Raw genomic sequence first — 17,478 nt, forward strand, 5'->3', positions numbered from 1 at the left:
TGATTTCTGTGCTGTATAAACAAATCGAGCAAAACAAACGAAAAACGATTATGTTGGTCATGTTCTTTTGTCTTTTGATAGCAGGCATAGGCGGTGCCATTGGTTACCTAGGCTATGGAGATATCTTGCTTGGTCTAATCGTGGCGGCAGTGGTGCTTGTATTTTATATCCCGATTACATACATGTCTGCAAATGCGCAGGTGCTAGGATTATCGGGTGCTACACTGGCTACCCCAGAGAAGCACCCCCAGCTTTACAACATTGTTGAAAGCTTATGTATTCCAGCACGCATTCCGATGCCTAAGATCTACATAATTAATGATCCTTCTCCCAATGCATTCGCAACAGGAATTAAACCAGAGAAAGGTTCGGTAGCATTCACAACCGGCCTGTTAGAACGACTGAATCGGGAAGAACTCGAAGCTGTAGCTGCACATGAAATTGGACATATTCGCAATTACGATATTCGCTTAATGACTATCAGTATCGCGCTCATTTCTGTTGTAGCAATTTTGGCTGATATGGGAACACGTATGTTATTCCATAACCGACGAGGTAATGACAATAAGAAGACACATCCAGCAGTACTTATAATCGCCCTAGTCTTTGTCATACTTGCTCCGATTGCAGCTAGATTTGTTCATTTCGCCGTTTCACGGAACCGGGAATATCTAGCTGATGCAACAGCTGTAGAATTGACTAGAAATTCAGTAGGACTCAAGCACGCTCTACTCAAAATCAGCGGCAGCGATCTCGATGTAAGGAAAGCAAAAGGCTCTACCGCCTCTATGTATTTCTCCAGTCCGTTTAGCAAGGAAAGAAAGAAGAAAAGAACAAGTTGGTTCAGCACTCATCCTTCAATCGAATCTAGAATTGAACGATTAGAGAAAATGTAAATCTATATAACAAAGGCAACGGCGCTGTAAGCCGTTGCCTTTGTTTTTTTATTCTACAAATACTTGTGGTGGTTGTTCAGGTGTAGGAAGTACACTGCTCTTCCGAGTTGCCATGAAGTAAGCTTGCAGCTTTCTATTCAACCATAAGGATCCAGCAATGAATGCGACTACTCCTAGTAGCTTCAGAGGTTGCGATGCAAAATCTGAAATATGAGTTCCGATATATGAAACACAGAATACCATAATTCCCTTACCTAGAACAACGGCTACTAGAAACGAACGAATTGACATGCGAGTTAGGCCCGCTGCCATATTGATGACTACGAATGGGCCGACCGGCAACATACTGAATAAGAAGACAAAGCTAAACCCATTCTTTCTAGCCCAGACCATCGCTTTCTGTATCTTCGGTTTTCTCTCCCAACGTTGTAAGAAGGAAGAAGTAGCTACTCTACGAATAATTAAGAAGGTTACCATACAGCCCGCTACTAAGCCAAACAATGAATATAAGAATCCCATCCACATGCCATAAATGGCAGCGTTCGCACCAACAATCAAGATCGTGGGCAAGGGAGGAATGAATGATTTCATAAATGTAAGGAAAATTCCAGGAAGAGGTCCCATGGATCGATATTTCAACAGCAGAAGTTCAAGATTCTGTTCTGTTAAATAATCCATGATATCCAAAGCTCCGTTCATATTCGCCCTCCTTTTGTAAATATATATTTCTATTATAGCTTTGAATCACCATAGATATCACCACTATATTTTTTCCTATATAAATAGGAAAAGGCCGATATGATGATCCCATATAGGATACCATAACGACCTCTTGTAAATCTAACCTTGTCTAAACGTTGAACCGTTTCACTTGTTCCAGTAATTCTATAGCCATGTTGCTAAGCCCTTCCGCGGAATGAGCAATATACTCTACGGAGCTCATCTGTTCTTGAGAAGCTGCAGAAACCTCTTCTACCTTGACCGTGTTACATTCTGAGATATGGGTTACACACTGAATCGAATGTAAAATCTCATCCGTAGCGGCTGTAATTTGCTCAATGGCGGCTGAGACCTCCTGAACCTGGCCGGTCAATCCTTCAACTGACTCCCGAATCTCTCCAAATGATTTATCCGCCGTCCCTATAACGGTCGTCCCTGCTTGAACTTCTTTCATGCTATTTCTCATCATTGACACTGACAGGTCAGCCTCGGTTTGAATTATATTGGCCGTCTTGGCGATGTGACTCGCAGAGGTAGCAGACTGCTCCGCCAGCTTGCGAATTTCACCAGCAACAACTGCAAAACCTCTTCCTTGTTCGCCGGCTCTCGCTGCTTCAATCGATGCATTAAGTGCTAATAAATTTGTCTGAGCTGAGATCTCGGTAATAATATTTACAAACTTTCCAATCTCCTTGGAATGAATCGCAAAACCTTCAATTATACTCGATAGTTCTTGAATAGAATGGTTAATGTTATCCATTTGGGAATTAGCTGCTTGTAAGGAGTTATTTCCTATCCATGCGAACTCAGAAGAACGAAGTGAGGCTCCAGATACTTCCGTAATACTATGTGCGATTTGCCCTATCCCACTGGAAATTCCCATGAGGGTAGCCATGTTATTATGTAAATCGTTCATCTGCTGTTCATTGCCATTTGATACCTCTTGCATGATACCAGCAATACGTTCCGTTGCCTGAGCTGTCACATTGCTGTCAGAAGTAAGCTTCGCAGAGGAACGCTCAAGATCACTCGCAGACGCACTTATTTGAATGATCATCATTCTAAGGTTTTCTTTCATTAAATTGTAGTTCCTCGCCAAATCGCCAACCTCATCTTTCGATTTCACCGTGAGCTGTTTCGTCAAATCCGCGTCACCTTGCGCTATTTCTTTGAGTTGATTGTTTACATCCTTAATGGGCCTCGAAATGGCTCTCGCTAAGAACAAGGAAAACCCCACAGCTAATACGATGGATACTCCGGTACCTACCAACATGATCTTCATAGCAAGTGACCGACTCGATTCCGATTTACGCTGCTGGTCATCGATTTGCTTCGATAATATATCCTCAAAATCTAGCTGTGACTTTATAACAGAATCCAAAGATATTTCAGTGAACTTATCATGAGCCTCCGCAAATTTCTTGTTCTGCAGCAATTGAGAAGCTTCCTTAAAATCAATTAAATATTTGCTCCACTGTGTCTCGAAAGAACTAACTGCTGCTTGCTCATCCTCACTTAGATTGCTCTTCTTCATCTGTTCAACGTCCGTAGTAACCTCTACAAGCGATTGATCGAAGGCAGTTAAATAAGTGCTCATCTTTTCGTCTGACTCACTCATGAGGTAGCGGGCACCCAGTTCGTCGGCCTGTCGAATTTTATCAGTGAGTTGCTGAATCGATGAGAGTTTGTCCATATTTCGGTTAATCTGATCTGTCATTGAAGTTATTCTTCCTTGTAACACGGTGTTACTCACGATAGCCACGATGAACAGCAGGATCACAGCAGTGAAGCCACTTAAAATTTTGTAGCGGATTGAGCGTAGTGGTAGTCGTTGCATAACAGAATCCCTCCAGCTCTCTTATGTATAGTTGGTTCAATTTTCCTATTACTACTAGCCTAGTCTGCTTTGCTGAACCTTACATGAATGAAAGCTGAGCATCCACTTAAAAAATATAAACAATCCAATGGAGTCCAATACGAAAGAAATTGGTACGCAAAAGGACCACGGGAGAAATACACTCCAGTGGTCCTTTGATCCATTTCATTTTATTGCATGTCCTTAACGACTTGATCACCGAATTCGCTTCTCGTAACCGGCTGTGGCCATAACATCCTTCCAAATAAAATAGCTAATATCCCCAAAGTTGCGTTCGTAATCCCGATTAACATAAAGGCATGGCCTACTTGGATTGAACGGATAAGAATTCCTCCCGCAAGTGGAGCGGTCAACATAACAAGGCTTGAAATCGTATTTTGAATACCGAACACACGTCCAATGACTTCTGGAGGTGACTCCTTTTGTAATATATAATTCTGAGTGACCATGTAAAAACCATTTCCCATGCCAAGCAAGAACCCGAATACCAGGAGGAGAATGGTCCCTGTTCCAGGAGGACATAACCCTAGTAGAGCGATCCCCGTCCCAATCAGTACACAACCACTACCAAGTCCCAATCCATAAGAGATACGGTTCCAGCGATTTAACACTAGAAGAACTGTTACAGCCCCTGCACCAATGGCCGATATAAGCCAACCGATTAACGATTCATTAGTAGGATCTATCTCACGCAACAATGTAGGAAACTGGTAATCGATCATCAATATTGATATCAGTCCAATAAAGCCAAATAGTATGGTGTGAAGTACTATTTTGGCTCGCAGGAGAAACATCCACCCTTCCCGCCACTCAGCAAAAAAGCTCCGCTTCTTGTTTTCAATCTTGTTACTGGATTCATCTACTTCAGATAAGGCAGTTTGTGAACTCTGCGATACTCTTGAGAGAAACAGTGCAGACAACAGTCTAGCACCTATATTCAAAATAATACATGCTTGAGCAGGCATAAGTACCAATGTAATAGCACCTAACAACGGTCCTGCCACCTTCGATCCTTGATTAACCAATCCATTCAAAGACGTAGCCTGAAACAGCTGTTCTGTTGGAACGACTTGCCTGGTCAACGCCTGCTGTGCGGGTCCATGAAATACGCTGGCAGCTGCACGAAGTGCAAGCAATGGTAGTAACAGCAGCATATTAGGAGCAAACAGTATAGCCAAAGTCAGTCCAGCAGTCACAAGGTCGCATACTATCATTAGTCTTGCTTTGTTCACACGGTCCGTAACCGTTCCTGCGAAGGAGCCGAGTAGAACAGCGGGCAGTGCCATTGCTACTGGGATAAGCGCCAACATGAACGGGTCAACGCCCCAGCGATAAGCAACCAGGACCTGAATCGCGATAGCGTCAAACCAATCACCAAAGGAAGCAAGGGTATAAGCGATGAACATGTGCCGAAAGTTACGATTCGATAGTAGTGCCACGCGTTTATTAAGTTTCATCTGTAATTCCTCCATATGATCCGTAAGATACAATTAGCGTATCCTACAATTATCAGAGGAATATCAGAGGATCAACGTACATTCAACGCTTGTTCTAATGTACGTTCCACGTCGTGTCGATACTTGGACAGGCCGTACTCTCTATCTAACGCAGCATAGACTCCTTGATATTTGTGTTCCAACTCAGAGTCAGGCACATGATTCTGTACATACAGCAGGATTTGGGATACAGAAATTAAAAGCAGCGGCGCATTTATCGACATACGGAGTACTTCCAGTCCTTCATCAAGCAAATCAACACCCTGGCTTCTCTTCCCTTGCGCTAATAACCATAACCCTTTTAAAATGTGATATCGTCCGATCTCACGTAAATAAGGTGTATCCTTCAAAAATCGTTCCAACCGACAAGATATTCGCTCAACCTCGATCATTTGTTCCGCAAGTAAGCACACATACATTTGCATTAAAGCTACAGGCATCGCGAAAGAAGATAATTTATCCTCCTCAATTCGCTTGCGAGTAATAGGAAACTTAGAAATAGCTTCAAGTGGCAGCCCTGCCTCACCGTATAATTCTAGTATATTCAATATCTCCATTTCTCTATGTTGCTCTGGCGGCAGGATACCCGAATCCAGTGCCAGTTGACACTTCCGCAACACATCATTGGGGTCAGATGACATTCCCCGATATAGAAGTAACAGCCAATATAGCCGCTCTTGGAGTGGTATTTCCTCCGCTCCAAGAAACCATGGAATATCACCCTGAATAAACCGAAGATACACTTGATAGAACGGGTCCATCTCAAAGCCTAATACATCTTGCTGAGTTTCCAGAGCCAACATGGACTTACTCTGCCCAAACCGATGATATTTCTCAAACATCTCCCCAATCGCATTCTTCATTTCTTCATCATGAACTGATGGATTATCAACCTGTCTTCGTTCGTTTAGCGTTAAAGTATATCCATATCCTCGGACTGTGTTAATGGTTATATGATCCCAATGATGAAGCTTCTTCCGTAAGCGATAGATATGATCGTCCACGGTTCTTTCCGAAGGGTATTCCAGCATCCATACTCGGTCCAGCAATTGCTCCCGTGTAAATGTGTGATTGCGATTGTAGTAGAGAAATTCAAGCAAAGCATATTCTTTAGCCAACAGTACAATCGTATCCGTGCCACTCTTAACTAAATAGCCAGCTTGATCAAAAATCAGTTGGGCCATGTCTTCCTCCTGGATGGAGCTCCGGCAACTCTATCTTTCACCGTGCAACAATTATTCTCATCTTATAGTACAGTATGGATGAAGATAAATTGTTTTGGCAACAGAGTAATATGGAGATTGTCTGACTCAAGAAGCAATGATTCATTGGTCCATGCATTTGTTGGTGTCTTGCCCACAATGTGGTCTGACAACACAATTGTTGTGTCTTCCTCGCCGTTGTTCAGAGCAACGACAATTTTCTCATTGCCATATGTTCTACTGAAGACGAGATGATTCGTTGTATTATCCGCCTCAACAATGGAATACTGTGCATCCGCAGTGAGTGGCTTGAGCGTTTTTCTAAGTTGGATTAGTCTTTGGATAAAAGTAAGCAAATCGGTATCCTGATGTTCTTTCTCCCAAACCATACATTTACGATAGTAGGCAAAGTTATCCCCATCTCCCGTTAACCCAATCTCATCTCCGTAAAAAATACAAGGTGAGCCCGGATAGGTAAGCAGAAGTAAGTAAGTTAATTTCAACTTTTCTGTATCTTCACCGCATAGCGTCAAAATTCTAGCGGTATCATGACTACCTAGCAAGTTAAACATCACTTCATTAACATTTTCGGGATAAAGATGGAGATGCTTCACGATTTGATTTCCAAAATCACGTGCCCCTATTTTATTCTTGGCGGTAAAGTCGATCGCAGATTCCGTAAATGGATAATTCATAACCGAGTCCATTTGATCTCCTTGTAACCAAGGCATCGCATCATTCCATATTTCAGCTATGATATAAAGTTCATCATTAACCGATCGCACGGTCTGTCTGAACTCCCGCCAAAACTGATGATCGATTTCATTTCCCACATCCATACGCCAGCCATCGATATGAAATTCCTCAATCCAATACTTTGCTACGCTAAGTAAATATTGTTTCACTTCAGGGTGACTCGTGTTTAGTTTTGGCATTTCTGGCACAAAAGCGAATGTTTCGTAGGATGGAAGTTCGCCCTCCTCTACGGCATGCTCGTATATATGGAACCAATCTGCATAAGGTGATTCGGCCCCACGCTTCAGCACATCCTGGAACGGTGCAAACTGGTATCCACAATGATTAAATACCCCATCCAGCATGACACGGATTCCACGTTCATGACACACATCGACAAACTGCTTGAAGGTTTGTTTGTCCCCGAACTGTGGATCTATTTCCATGTAGTTCGTCGTATCATATTTATGATTCGTAGGAGATTCAAAGATAGGATTTAGATAAATACCTGTTATCCCTAAATCCACAAGGTAATCTATATGCTCAGTAATCCCTTCCAGATCCCCGCCGAAAAAGCTATCAGGCTTAGGATCATCCCCCCAAGTATCGGTAACATTGTTTTTGCGCCCTGGGTTACCATTAGCAAATCGTTCCGGGAAAATTTGATACCAGACCGTGTCTTTAACCCACGCCGGTGCATCAAATACATCGATCGCATTCAGATAAGGAAAACGGAAGAAACGGTTCTCCTTCTCATCCGGTGTAAATCCTTTTTCTCCGTATACATGACACTCGGTGCCGTCCGATACCTCAAACATATAAACGAATCTCTTATTCTCCGGCTTGATTGCGATAAACCAGTAATCAAAAAGTTCATCTGAGCCAGATATATGCATCGGTATTTTATCCGAAAGCATCGCATCCTCTGCCCAACGATATGGATCTCCGTAAATCAGTTTGACACTCTCCAGATCGCCCTTCTTACTTTGGAGTCGGATATGCAAAGTATCCACATCATAGGCATAGGCATAATTGTTCTTGGGACGATGATATAAGGCCTCTTTGTTCATAATAAAATTCCTCCTGATCTATTTAAAATTTTAATAACCATCAAAAAAGAGCACACCCCCCGTAAATTGGCTTGGGGTTGTGCTCTTCACCCATTAACAGCGGATTGAAAAGACATGCATTGCCCTTAAATTCAATAAAACTACTACAATAATAGAATAAAATTATTTGATCGATGTGTCAATAAATTCCTGATTATATGACTTCTCTAGGGGTAATGTACTTTAACTCGAAATATGAAAGGTGAGTGTCTTTATGGAACAAATGAAAAAGGTTGCTTTCTTGCTGGCTGATGGCTTTGAGGATTCTGAAATGAAGAATCCGTACGATGAAATGGTGAAGAACGGTCATGAAGCCGTTATTATTGGATTGAAGGATACGGAAGAATTGAAAGGTAAACAGGGGACGATTTGCTATACGGCACATATGTCTATAACAGATGCAAATGTGGATGATTATGACGCTGTCATTATTCCCGGTGGCAGTTCCCCGGCTCACTTAATGAACAACAAGGATATACAAAAGTTCGTGCAGCAAGCAGACAAAGCAAACAAAACGATTGCAGCCATCTGTCATGGCCCGCAAATATTGAATGCGGCAGGCTTACTTAAAGGACGTACATTAACGTCCTATCCCGGACTAGCCGATGAGATTAAGGCGGCCGGAGGATATTACGTAGATAAAGAGGTTGTCGTTGATCGCAATCTAGTCACATCGCGCAAACCAGAAGACGAGCCAGCCTTTATTAGTGAAACGATCAAGAAGCTCGGTGTGAATGCTTGGTAAACATTATTAACTTAAAACTCACTAAGAGCCCTATACCTGTCGTAAGTAGGTATAGGGCTCTTTCCAGTATCTAAAATCATATATCTTGGCAACACTCTACTATCTTACCTATAAAATCTCCGCGTTCTTCAATGCATGATCCCAACTTGGAAAATAAAACAACGCATTCCGCATTAACTCAGGATCACTTTGCTTTACTTGTTTTTTACCAACCGCGCCTCCATTAGATTGGAGTAGCCTTATTCGATTAATAACCTCATCTGCACCAAGTGTAGCATCCAATACACTCACCCCTTTCCAATTTAAAAACCTTATGTCCTATTTTTCACAATATATGGTAGTTTTATACTTTTTATGAGATATTGAAAAGAATCTTCGTATTAAAGATCCAATTTCACTTATAACTTGTACTCCAAGGATGAACACATCGGTTTTGCTCAGCTAGCGGAACTATTCATCTTGAGCGAAATTCAACATCGTTAACATACAAACTTATTTATTTACAATTAAACAAGGCAAATCGTCTTATCATTGGATGTTCAAACGCTTCGAGTACCGTTAAGCGTACCTTGTCGGCAGAGATTGGCTTAAACCTGTCGATCTTTTTGTGCCCGATTGCACTCCCGTGGATAATCTCCATCCATTCGCCACCGGAGTGAACCTCAATTATATAGTCCCGTACCCGCTCTCCAAAAGCAATGTCTTCCATAGTGATAATGTGGTCAATGATGAGACTCTCTGGTAACTCAATTTCGATCACTTCCCCCTCACCCGATATTTCTGCAAGTGAATGATCGAATCGGCGATGTATCTCATCCCCGAAGGCAATAACGCGATTCACATCCACCTCAGGTATAAGTCCCCGGTTATCCGGCGCTAAATTCAGAAGTAGCGTTGCCCCATGACCAACCGACCGGTAATAGATATCCATTAATTGCTCCAAGGGAAGCAGTAAATGTTCCTCATCCGGATGCCAAAACCACCGATCCTTGCGAATGGGCACATCACATTCGGCTGGTACCCAGCGGGGTGTCCCAGTTAGCCATTTCAAAGACGCCTCACTAAACATACTCTCGCGAGCGGATTCAACGGTATTCCAGCAAGGATAAGGGGCAAGCCCATCTTCATTACCTACCCAGCATATGGTTGGTGCTCCCATGTTAAATACCATAGCATCCGGCTGATACTGCTTGATCAAGTTCATGATTCGTTTCCAATCATATTCTCTGCCTTCTGAGCCTGCCCCATCAAACCAGATCTCAACGAGCGGGCCATAACCCGTCAGCAACTCCTCCAATTGATTAGCATAGAAATTATCATACGCCTGCGGATCGGAGTAACACGGTTCATGTCGATCCCAAGGGGATAAGTATAGACCAAATCCAATTCCCTCTTCGCGGCAAGCATCGGCACAATCCCGTACAACATCCCCTTTCCCATCCCTCCAAGGACTAGAGGTTATCGAATAATCGGTCGTTGAGGTCGGCCAAAGACAGAAGCCGTCATGATGCTTGGCCGTGAGCACAAAATAGCGGAATCCTGCCTCCTTGGCGGTACGTACCCACTGGCGAGCATCAAGCTTAACCGGATTAAATAAGGACGGTGAATCATTTCCCTCGCCCCACTCCTGATCACAGAAAGTGTTCATTCCAAAGTGGCAGAAAATTCCTAGTTCAAGATCCTGCCAGCGATGTTGCTGCTTTGTCGGAATCGGTAATGATGTAGATGAATTGTCCATTTCTAGATCTCCCTTCTATACAACTTTATTGAAGCTCTCATTGATCCGTCACGAAAAAAGGAGCTTTGAAGCAGCCATGTCTAGACTGCTCCAAGCTCCTCCTTTCTTAATTCATCTAACTATTTCTTTACTCAGACTCTTTCTCATTAATGATTTTCGTTGCTTCATCAACCATCCATTTCTGTACATCATCAATCGAATCGTTACTTAACATAAATTTACTAAATCCATCATCGATAATTTTAGTTAAATCAGACGAACTTTTTGTAACAATTTGTGTCGCATCCAAATATTTAATGTCAGGACCAAACAATGTATTTCTGAGTGAATCAACATCATATTTGTCGATATTATCGCCAATTAAACGATCAATGAGTGCATTTTGATCCGACTTCTTAGAGCCCGAAAACTCCGTTCTTGATTCCGATTCCGCCGTTGTCATGAACCGCATCAATTTAAATGATGCATCTTTATGTTTCGATGTCGCCCCCATTACAAGTTGCGAGCCACCTACAAAATATTTTCCGCCTTCATAATCTTTCGGCAACGCATCCTGAGTTGGAAGCGGTACTGGAGCAAATGCAGTCTTGAAATCATGTGGATATTGTTCTGTATTGCCTGGGTCAGGGATCATGAAACTCCCGGAAAGGATCATAGCAGCATCACCACTGAAAAACTCGCTTCGGTAGTTAAGTTTAGCTGCAAGAACATCAGCATAAGGTTTAGCCGATTTATCCACAGACTCCATATCCTTGCGTAACTGGAAGAAGTATTTATAAGTCGGGTCTGACAAGATAGTCGTTCCATCATCATATCGGAATGGATCTTTCATAACCGTCTGTGCTGGAGCATTCATATAAAGCTGCCATGTATGGAAATACGATCCGTAACGTTTGTCGACCCCTTCTCCTTTGGTCAACTTCTTAGCATAATCGCGGTAATCGTCCCATGTCCATCCATAGGTTGGCACAGGCAGTCCAACCTCATCCAAAGCATCCTTGTTTAGCAAAACAAACTGGTAACCAGCTGTCATTTGCATGCCGTAATATTTACCATCAATCTTTGGATTAACATAATATTCATCTTCAGGAACAAGGCCTTCGGCCTTATAGAACTCATCCAACGGAGCCAATGCATTTCTAGCTGCTCTTTCAACAACTGATCCCTCACTCGGAACGCTGACTACGTCGACAGCTTCCCCAGACGAAATTAGAAAATCTAGTTTTTTTAGCATTTCGACCGAATTACCAGGAACAAGTATGACCTGCTCAACTTTGATATTGGGATTCTCTACCTCGAATTCTTTAAGCATCGCTTTAGTACCAATCTCTTGATCTGCATTATCCCAGTTGTAATACTTTATAGTTACTTGCTCTTCTTTCTTATCCCCTGCAGGTGCACCGTTAGAGTTTTCAGCTGATTTGGAATTGCTACCACAGCCGCTTAACACAGAAAAAACAACTAACAATAGACATATTGAAACTAAAAAATTACGTGTACTCTTCTTTTGGTTCATTTTTCTTGCCCCCTGTTTTGTAAAATAAGCAATCATCTATCAACATCAGTATAATGACTGGCTTATTAGTGCAAGTGTAAGATTTTGAGGTAAAAGGATTACTATTTTGACCTTTTCCTTTCGAACATCAGCCTTTCACACCACCAAGTGCAATTCCACTAATAACTTGTTTCTGCAAAGTGACAAATAAAATCAATAAAGGAATAATGGCTGATAAGGACGCCATCATCATAATGGCATCATTTGTCGTATAATCATCTCTGAACAAGGTCATGCCGAGCGGAATCGTATAAAGTGCCTTGGATTGCAAGAAAATAAGTGGGTTCTGGTAGTCATTCCATGACCAAATAAATTTTATGATAGCAACGGTTGCAAGTACTGGCTGACATAGCGGAATGATAATAGACGCGAATGTTCTAACTTGACCTGCTCCATCAATTTTAGCCGCTTCAAGATACTCATCACTAATGCCAACCATAAACTGACGGAGTAAGAACGTGAAATAAATAGAAAACATGCTCATGAAAATCAGTGCTACGTGAGTATCGTAAAGGCCTAACCAGCGAATCAGCATAAAACGAGGAATCAACGTGGCTTGATCTGGTATGATCATAAATGATAACAGAGCCGTAAACACTAAATTTCTTCCCCGAAAGCGGAGTTTCGTAAATGCATAAGCCGCCATTGTTGAAATGATCAAAGTAATACATGTTACAATAACAGCAATTTTAATCGAGTTAAAATAAACATGAAGAAATGGTACTTTCCCCATCCAAACCGCTTTGAAATTGTACACCACATTTGTGGATTTAGGAATCCACGCAATGGGGAAACGCATAACATCCTTTTCATATTTAAAAGCAGATGAAATCATCCATACAAATGGAATCAAAAAGAAAATGGATAGCACTCCCATCAGAATGGTAGTGATCAATTTGGAAATGTTTTGTCTAATGAATAGCAACAGAAGTCCCTCCCTTTTTATCAATCTTCCTCATTCCTGAACTTCCAGGTTATCGCAGTAATCACAGCAATGATGGCAAACAATAGCCACGATATAGCCGAAGCGTATCCCATGTTATAATTCACGAATCCTTCTTGATAGATCCGGAATACAATAACCGTAGAGGAATTGTCCGGTCCTCCTCCAGTCAAGTAGGAGATGATATCAAATACTTTAAATGAACCGATCAACATCGTAATAAACAAGAAAAAGGTAGTGGAGCGAAGTAACGGAATCGTGATTTTGAAAAACTTTGTTATTGAAGTTGCACCATCAATTTCTGCTGCTTCATATAGTTCATTCGATATACTTGTGAGCCCAGCCAAGTAAATAATAATTGTATATCCAAGTCCAGCCCAAGAACTGATAATCGCTATAGCCAAGAGCGACGTCTTAGGATCCACAAGCCATTTCGGCGGACTGGAAATCCCAAGATCCATAAGAAACTGATTAATAGGTCCTAACGAAGGGTGAAATAATGCACTCCACACTGCTGCAATCGCGATAATGGACGAGATATAAGGAATGAAGAACACTACCTTAAAATAGTCCTTCCAAAACACCTTGTTATGGATAAGAACTGCCAATACCAGTGAAATGGCCATCGGAATGGGCACCGTTAACACCGTATAAATCAAATTGTTCTTCAATGCTTTCATGATGGTTGGATCTTGAAACATGTGAATGAAATTGTCTAGCCCTAAAAATTTAATTCCTGATACCCCTGACAACAGATCCCAAGAGGTAAAGCTTAAGTAAAGAGAGAACCCAAGAGCAAATACATTTAGCAATAGCATGCCTATGATCTCCGGAGCTAGAAATAACCAGCCTATCAAAGCTTCTTTCCGCTTCGGAGTCCAGAATTTACTTGGCATCTGAAGCCTTTCAGGAGTAATGGTTGGTTTAGCAGATTCCACTTCGTATCACCTCAACATTTAATAAGTTAATACTTATGATAATTAAAAATCACAACAGACGAAGGATGGATTCTGACCAAGTACGAGTAATATTTTGACCTTTTTTGGCGCAGTATTGACAGAAAATATGAATTAAAGAAAGAAAAATAACCTATCCATAAATGGACAGGTTATCTTACATGGTTCATAAAGAGTAGTTCTTTTATTTTGCATACCTGCTTACAGCATGCTTTGTCTTATATTCACTAGGGGTCATTCCAATATACTTCTTAAATACTTTCGAAAAATAAGTCCTGTCCGAATATCCAAGTCCCATCGCTAAAGATTCAAGCGTTTGACTAGACGTTTTCATCATCTTTGTAGCAATCCCCATTTTATATTGATGAACGTAATCGGTAAAATTGATCCCGGTTAATCGCTTAAAATAACGTGAAAAGTAACTTGAATTCAAATATAAGTAGTGCGCCATATCGATTGAAGTAATATTCTCAGATATATGTTTATCGATAAATTGTTGAATAATCTGCAATTTGGGTTCTTTGACAGCCGTTCCAGAACCCTTCTGGCGATATTGTGTAATATGTGTAAGTTTACTTACTACCAGTTCCGTTACATCCTCTAACGTCCTTGCAAATGACAGGTAAGAATAGATCGCTTCATTCGACTTCCATTTTGAAAACATGATATCAATACTGCGCAATAGAATTAATAAATCCTGGACGAATTCACTTGGCTCAATACGTTTCTCTTGTGCGTTCCTTCCCATGGTTGAGACAATGTTACGTATACTTTCTGTATCATCCTTCAGTATTGCACGTTCAATATCACTCTTATAAGGATCCAACAACCCTTGAGGTGAGGGTAAGAATATATGCTGTAACAAGAGTTGCACATCCTTAACTACTAGTTCATTACTCTCATAAAACTCATTTTTATGTTGAACAATCTGATGATAGAAAGATCCAAGCGACTGTAATCCTATTCTATCTGTCACGGTAACCATGCTTAATTGCAATTTCAAGAACCGGGAACAACGATCCTCCAGCTCCTGCAAATACTTTTGAAAATGGAGGTAGGCATTACTCGCCAGGTTGACCCTGTAATTATATAAAACAACAAGTTTTTCTTGATCCATAAATGGTGTGATTCCCTCATAAGACACAGATAACTCCATTGCAATATTGTAAATGGCATAGAATATTAAAGGAAGGTTGCTCTGATCATACAGTCGTTCGTATGTTGAGAACTTGATATTCACCGTCCCCATCATAAAGCAAGGGTATCCCCATGAAATACCAAGTTGGGCTGCATATTCCACAGTTGATTCAGGAGGAGCTCCATCGATGACTTTTTGAATTAGACCTTGTTTGAACAGTTCCCTGTTATAACTTGATACATCCTTATCTAATCTACTTGCTGTCTTTTCTAACAAGCGTATTGAATTTTTCAAACTTTGTTCGAGCTGCTCCGCAGTCAATTTATCCTTGAGAAGATAATCGTCGGCATTCAGCTTTACTGCTTGCTGAGCATAATGAAAATCCTCATGACAGGTCAAAAATATCACTCTAATATCCGGCTTCATTTGACGGAAGATAGCTGCAAGTTCAATTCCGCTTTTTTTGGGCAATCCGATGTCAGTGATGACAATATCAGGTGATGTTTCCTTAAACATTAGAAGAGCCTTTGCACTCGAGTAGGTTGATCCAACAACATGTAGATTGAGCGACTCCCACTCTACCATCTGTTGCAAAACTTTAAGCATAGGGACATCATCATCAATTAACATAACTTTATGCATCATAGCTTCGTCCTCCCGGTATGAAAACTTGATGATCATGAACAGGAATTTGGAGGAAGGCAGTTACTCCACCCATATTATTTTGATATAGACATAAAGTTGCAGTTGGACCGAATGAAAGCCTCAACCTTTGGACCACATTAATAAGCCCTACTCTTGTATAAGAGGCGTGCTGATCCGAATCGTTTGATTGGAGCTGTTGATTCAGCACTGATAGTTGTTCTTCCTCCATACCACTTCCGTTATCCTCGATATCGATCATAATACAATTTTGATCTCTTCTAGCATGAATCGATATTTTCGCATCAGGATTGTCCACTAAACCATGTACAATTGCATTTTCAATTAATGGCTGCAGCATCAACTTAGGAATAACCCATTGTTTCAAGTCGGGCTCTAAATCAACCACCAGTTCCAAGGGAATTTCATTCCTGATCTTCATGATATCTATATAATGCCCTAGCAATTCGCACTCTTCCAGTAATGTTGTAGGTTCATTGATCTTCAAATAGGCGCGGAGCAGACTCATTAATGAATCAATCACTCCGCTATGCAATTGATCCTTTTGCAATATCAGGCTGCATTTGATGGAGTTTAGCGTATTAATCAAAAAGTGTGGCCGAATCTGCATAAACAATGCATCCAGTTCCATAACCCTTTTTTGTTCCTGCTCTTGCTCAATATCGTAAATGAGTCCCTTAAGTTGATCCATCATCGTATTTAACGTGTGTCCTAACTCGGCGATTTCATCTCCCCCTTCACTTCAATCCTTACGTCCAGGTTCCCCATTCCAAACTGTCGAATCACTCGCTGCAACTTTTGAATAGGTCTGTGCAGTCTTCTGGCCATAAATAAGGATGTTATGCTGAAAAGGATAAAGAAAAGAATAACCCCTCCAATACCCGTAAAAAATGTTCTTGAAATTTTACCCGTAAATGCTTCTTTATTCGCTTCATACACAAGAGTCCAATCCGTTTTGTCTAATGTGACCTCAGAGCGAAGGTTAGAACTCTTTGGGTCTGAATCATGCGACGAAAGTTTAGTATTTCCTGCGATTCGATTTCCTCCCGCGTCAAAAAGAACAATCTTCCCAAACTCGACTGGCTTAAGTAGTCTTTCAAAATACGATTCCGAAATCCCAATGATAAGAACAGATAGATACTCTTTTTCATGACTACCATGAATCACTCTGGCCATATAATAGGTACCCTCGTTACTAGACTTACCTGTGACCATACCGAGCCATTGAAGGGTTTCAGGCTTGTTGAAATCGATTTTTTCATACAAATGATCTAGGTTCCGATTGACTAGCTTCAAGTCTTCTTCATTAGAAGGAATGATAAAGCGCTTTCTATTTACCAGATACATACTAATGTTATTATTTAATGGTTTAGATGTAATTAAGGAAAATACACCTTTGATTTCGTTAAAATTTATATAATCATCATAAGTACGCAGCTTGTCCGCATCCGCAAATTTTTTCAAATACGTCCTAAAACTCGTATCGTTAACAATAAAATGTGAGGAAAACGTAACATCATCAATCGTCTTTCCAATTTCATCAATAATTACATTCAAGAAGTTCTCATTACTTAACTGCAGCTTCTCTACCATTGTTTCTTTAATTAGAATAAAAGAGATGACCGAAACGGTAATGATGGGTACGATAATGAAAAGAAGAAACGATAGCTGTATTCTTCGGTAAAAGGTCAACTTAAACATGATTT

At 41.0% G+C, this 17,478-nt stretch carries 15 protein-coding genes; 2 read left to right on the forward strand and 13 right to left on the reverse strand.

Annotated elements, in window-relative coordinates; genetic code table 11:
* Positions 1-8 precede the first annotated feature (8 nt).
* Positions 9-896 (forward strand): zinc metalloprotease HtpX, encoded by an 888-nt coding sequence (gene htpX / locus NST85_RS24680; protein ID WP_127193569.1) that lies wholly within the window; start codon positions 9-11, stop codon positions 894-896.
* Between the two features lie 48 nt (positions 897-944).
* On the opposite strand, the gene NST85_RS24685 is transcribed toward htpX, so the two are convergent.
* The 5 genes from NST85_RS24685 to NST85_RS24705 all read right to left on the reverse strand — a co-directional run bounded on the left by NST85_RS24685 (position 945) and on the right by NST85_RS24705 (position 7,995).
* The gene (locus NST85_RS24685) at positions 945-1,595 is read right to left on the reverse strand and encodes a TVP38/TMEM64 family protein (RefSeq protein WP_127193570.1); all 651 of its coding nucleotides are present in this window, start codon (positions 1,593-1,595) and stop codon (positions 945-947) included.
* Between the two features lie 151 nt (positions 1,596-1,746).
* A complete protein-coding gene (locus NST85_RS24690) occupies positions 1,747-3,453 on the reverse strand; it encodes a methyl-accepting chemotaxis protein (RefSeq protein ID WP_341190648.1) in 1,707 nt (568 codons plus the stop codon).
* 209 nt (positions 3,454-3,662) lie between these two features.
* The gene (locus tag NST85_RS24695; RefSeq protein WP_246054259.1) at positions 3,663-4,949 is read right to left on the reverse strand and encodes an MFS transporter; all 1,287 of its coding nucleotides are present in this window, start codon (positions 4,947-4,949) and stop codon (positions 3,663-3,665) included.
* A gap of 71 nt (positions 4,950-5,020) precedes the next feature.
* On the reverse strand, positions 5,021-6,172 hold the full coding sequence (locus NST85_RS24700) for a winged helix-turn-helix domain-containing protein (RefSeq protein WP_127193573.1): 1,152 nt from the start codon (positions 6,170-6,172) through the stop codon (positions 5,021-5,023).
* 62 nt (positions 6,173-6,234) lie between these two features.
* Positions 6,235-7,995: an alpha-glycosidase gene (locus NST85_RS24705; protein ID WP_127193574.1), complete on the reverse strand. Its 1,761-nt coding sequence runs from the start codon at positions 7,993-7,995 to the stop codon at positions 6,235-6,237.
* A 262-nt stretch (positions 7,996-8,257) separates the two neighbouring features.
* Between NST85_RS24705 and NST85_RS24710 the strand changes: the two genes are divergently transcribed.
* On the forward strand, positions 8,258-8,779 hold the full coding sequence (locus tag NST85_RS24710; RefSeq protein ID WP_127193620.1) for a type 1 glutamine amidotransferase domain-containing protein: 522 nt from the start codon (positions 8,258-8,260) through the stop codon (positions 8,777-8,779).
* A 108-nt stretch (positions 8,780-8,887) separates the two neighbouring features.
* Here NST85_RS24710 and NST85_RS24715 read toward each other — a convergent pair whose 3' ends face one another.
* The 8 genes from NST85_RS24715 to NST85_RS24750 all read right to left on the reverse strand — a co-directional run bounded on the left by NST85_RS24715 (position 8,888) and on the right by NST85_RS24750 (position 17,473).
* Positions 8,888-9,070 (reverse strand): hypothetical protein, encoded by a 183-nt coding sequence (locus NST85_RS24715; RefSeq protein ID WP_341190649.1) that lies wholly within the window; start codon positions 9,068-9,070, stop codon positions 8,888-8,890.
* Between the two features lie 205 nt (positions 9,071-9,275).
* Positions 9,276-10,517, reverse strand: coding sequence for an alpha-L-fucosidase (locus tag NST85_RS24720; protein WP_307401216.1), 1,242 nt, complete (start codon positions 10,515-10,517; stop codon positions 9,276-9,278).
* Between the two features lie 127 nt (positions 10,518-10,644).
* Complete coding sequence (locus NST85_RS24725) at positions 10,645-12,033, reverse strand: ABC transporter substrate-binding protein (RefSeq protein ID WP_341190650.1); 1,389 nt, start codon at positions 12,031-12,033, stop codon at positions 10,645-10,647.
* Positions 12,034-12,160: 127 nt separating this feature from the next.
* Complete coding sequence (locus tag NST85_RS24730) at positions 12,161-12,949, reverse strand: carbohydrate ABC transporter permease (RefSeq protein WP_341191164.1); 789 nt, start codon at positions 12,947-12,949, stop codon at positions 12,161-12,163.
* Positions 12,950-13,017: 68 nt separating this feature from the next.
* A complete protein-coding gene (locus tag NST85_RS24735) occupies positions 13,018-13,911 on the reverse strand; it encodes a carbohydrate ABC transporter permease (RefSeq protein ID WP_127193622.1) in 894 nt (297 codons plus the stop codon).
* A gap of 244 nt (positions 13,912-14,155) precedes the next feature.
* The gene (locus NST85_RS24740) at positions 14,156-15,754 is read right to left on the reverse strand and encodes a response regulator transcription factor (protein WP_341190651.1); all 1,599 of its coding nucleotides are present in this window, start codon (positions 15,752-15,754) and stop codon (positions 14,156-14,158) included.
* Positions 15,744-16,466, reverse strand: coding sequence for a sensor histidine kinase (locus NST85_RS24745; RefSeq protein ID WP_341190652.1), 723 nt, complete (start codon positions 16,464-16,466; stop codon positions 15,744-15,746). Before NST85_RS24745 ends, NST85_RS24740 begins: the two co-directional genes overlap by 11 nt.
* A 17-nt stretch (positions 16,467-16,483) precedes the next feature.
* Positions 16,484-17,473: a HAMP domain-containing protein gene (locus NST85_RS24750; protein ID WP_341190653.1), complete on the reverse strand. Its 990-nt coding sequence runs from the start codon at positions 17,471-17,473 to the stop codon at positions 16,484-16,486.
* Positions 17,474-17,478: the final 5 nt, after the last annotated feature.

This window comes from Paenibacillus sp. FSL K6-2524, assembly GCF_038005525.1.
GTDB lineage: Bacteria > Bacillota > Bacilli > Paenibacillales > Paenibacillaceae > Fontibacillus > Fontibacillus anaericanus.

What these genes read in the sequence shown, in the direction of transcription:
- NST85_RS24740 (WP_341190651.1), bottom strand. Translation starts at nt 15,754, where the DNA reads ATGATGCATAAAGTTATGTTAATTGATGATGATGTCCCTATGCTTAAA.
- NST85_RS24725 (WP_341190650.1), bottom strand. Translation starts at nt 12,033, where the DNA reads ATGAACCAAAAGAAGAGTACACGTAATTTTTTAGTTTCAATATGTCTA.
- NST85_RS24695 (WP_246054259.1), bottom strand. Translation starts at nt 4,949, where the DNA reads ATGAAACTTAATAAACGCGTGGCACTACTATCGAATCGTAACTTTCGG.
- NST85_RS24745 (WP_341190652.1), bottom strand. Translation starts at nt 16,466, where the DNA reads ATGATGGATCAACTTAAGGGACTCATTTACGATATTGAGCAAGAGCAG.
- NST85_RS24730 (WP_341191164.1), bottom strand. Translation starts at nt 12,949, where the DNA reads ATGGGAGTGCTATCCATTTTCTTTTTGATTCCATTTGTATGGATGATT.
- NST85_RS24735 (WP_127193622.1), bottom strand. Translation starts at nt 13,911, where the DNA reads ATGCCAAGTAAATTCTGGACTCCGAAGCGGAAAGAAGCTTTGATAGGC.
- NST85_RS24700 (WP_127193573.1), bottom strand. Translation starts at nt 6,172, where the DNA reads ATGGCCCAACTGATTTTTGATCAAGCTGGCTATTTAGTTAAGAGTGGC.
- NST85_RS24690 (WP_341190648.1), bottom strand. Translation starts at nt 3,453, where the DNA reads ATGCAACGACTACCACTACGCTCAATCCGCTACAAAATTTTAAGTGGC.
- NST85_RS24710 (WP_127193620.1), top strand. Translation starts at nt 8,258, where the DNA reads ATGAAAAAGGTTGCTTTCTTGCTGGCTGATGGCTTTGAGGATTCTGAA.
- NST85_RS24750 (WP_341190653.1), bottom strand. Translation starts at nt 17,473, where the DNA reads ATGTTTAAGTTGACCTTTTACCGAAGAATACAGCTATCGTTTCTTCTT.
- NST85_RS24720 (WP_307401216.1), bottom strand. Translation starts at nt 10,517, where the DNA reads ATGGACAATTCATCTACATCATTACCGATTCCGACAAAGCAGCAACAT.
- NST85_RS24685 (WP_127193570.1), bottom strand. Translation starts at nt 1,595, where the DNA reads ATGAACGGAGCTTTGGATATCATGGATTATTTAACAGAACAGAATCTT.
- NST85_RS24705 (WP_127193574.1), bottom strand. Translation starts at nt 7,995, where the DNA reads ATGAACAAAGAGGCCTTATATCATCGTCCCAAGAACAATTATGCCTAT.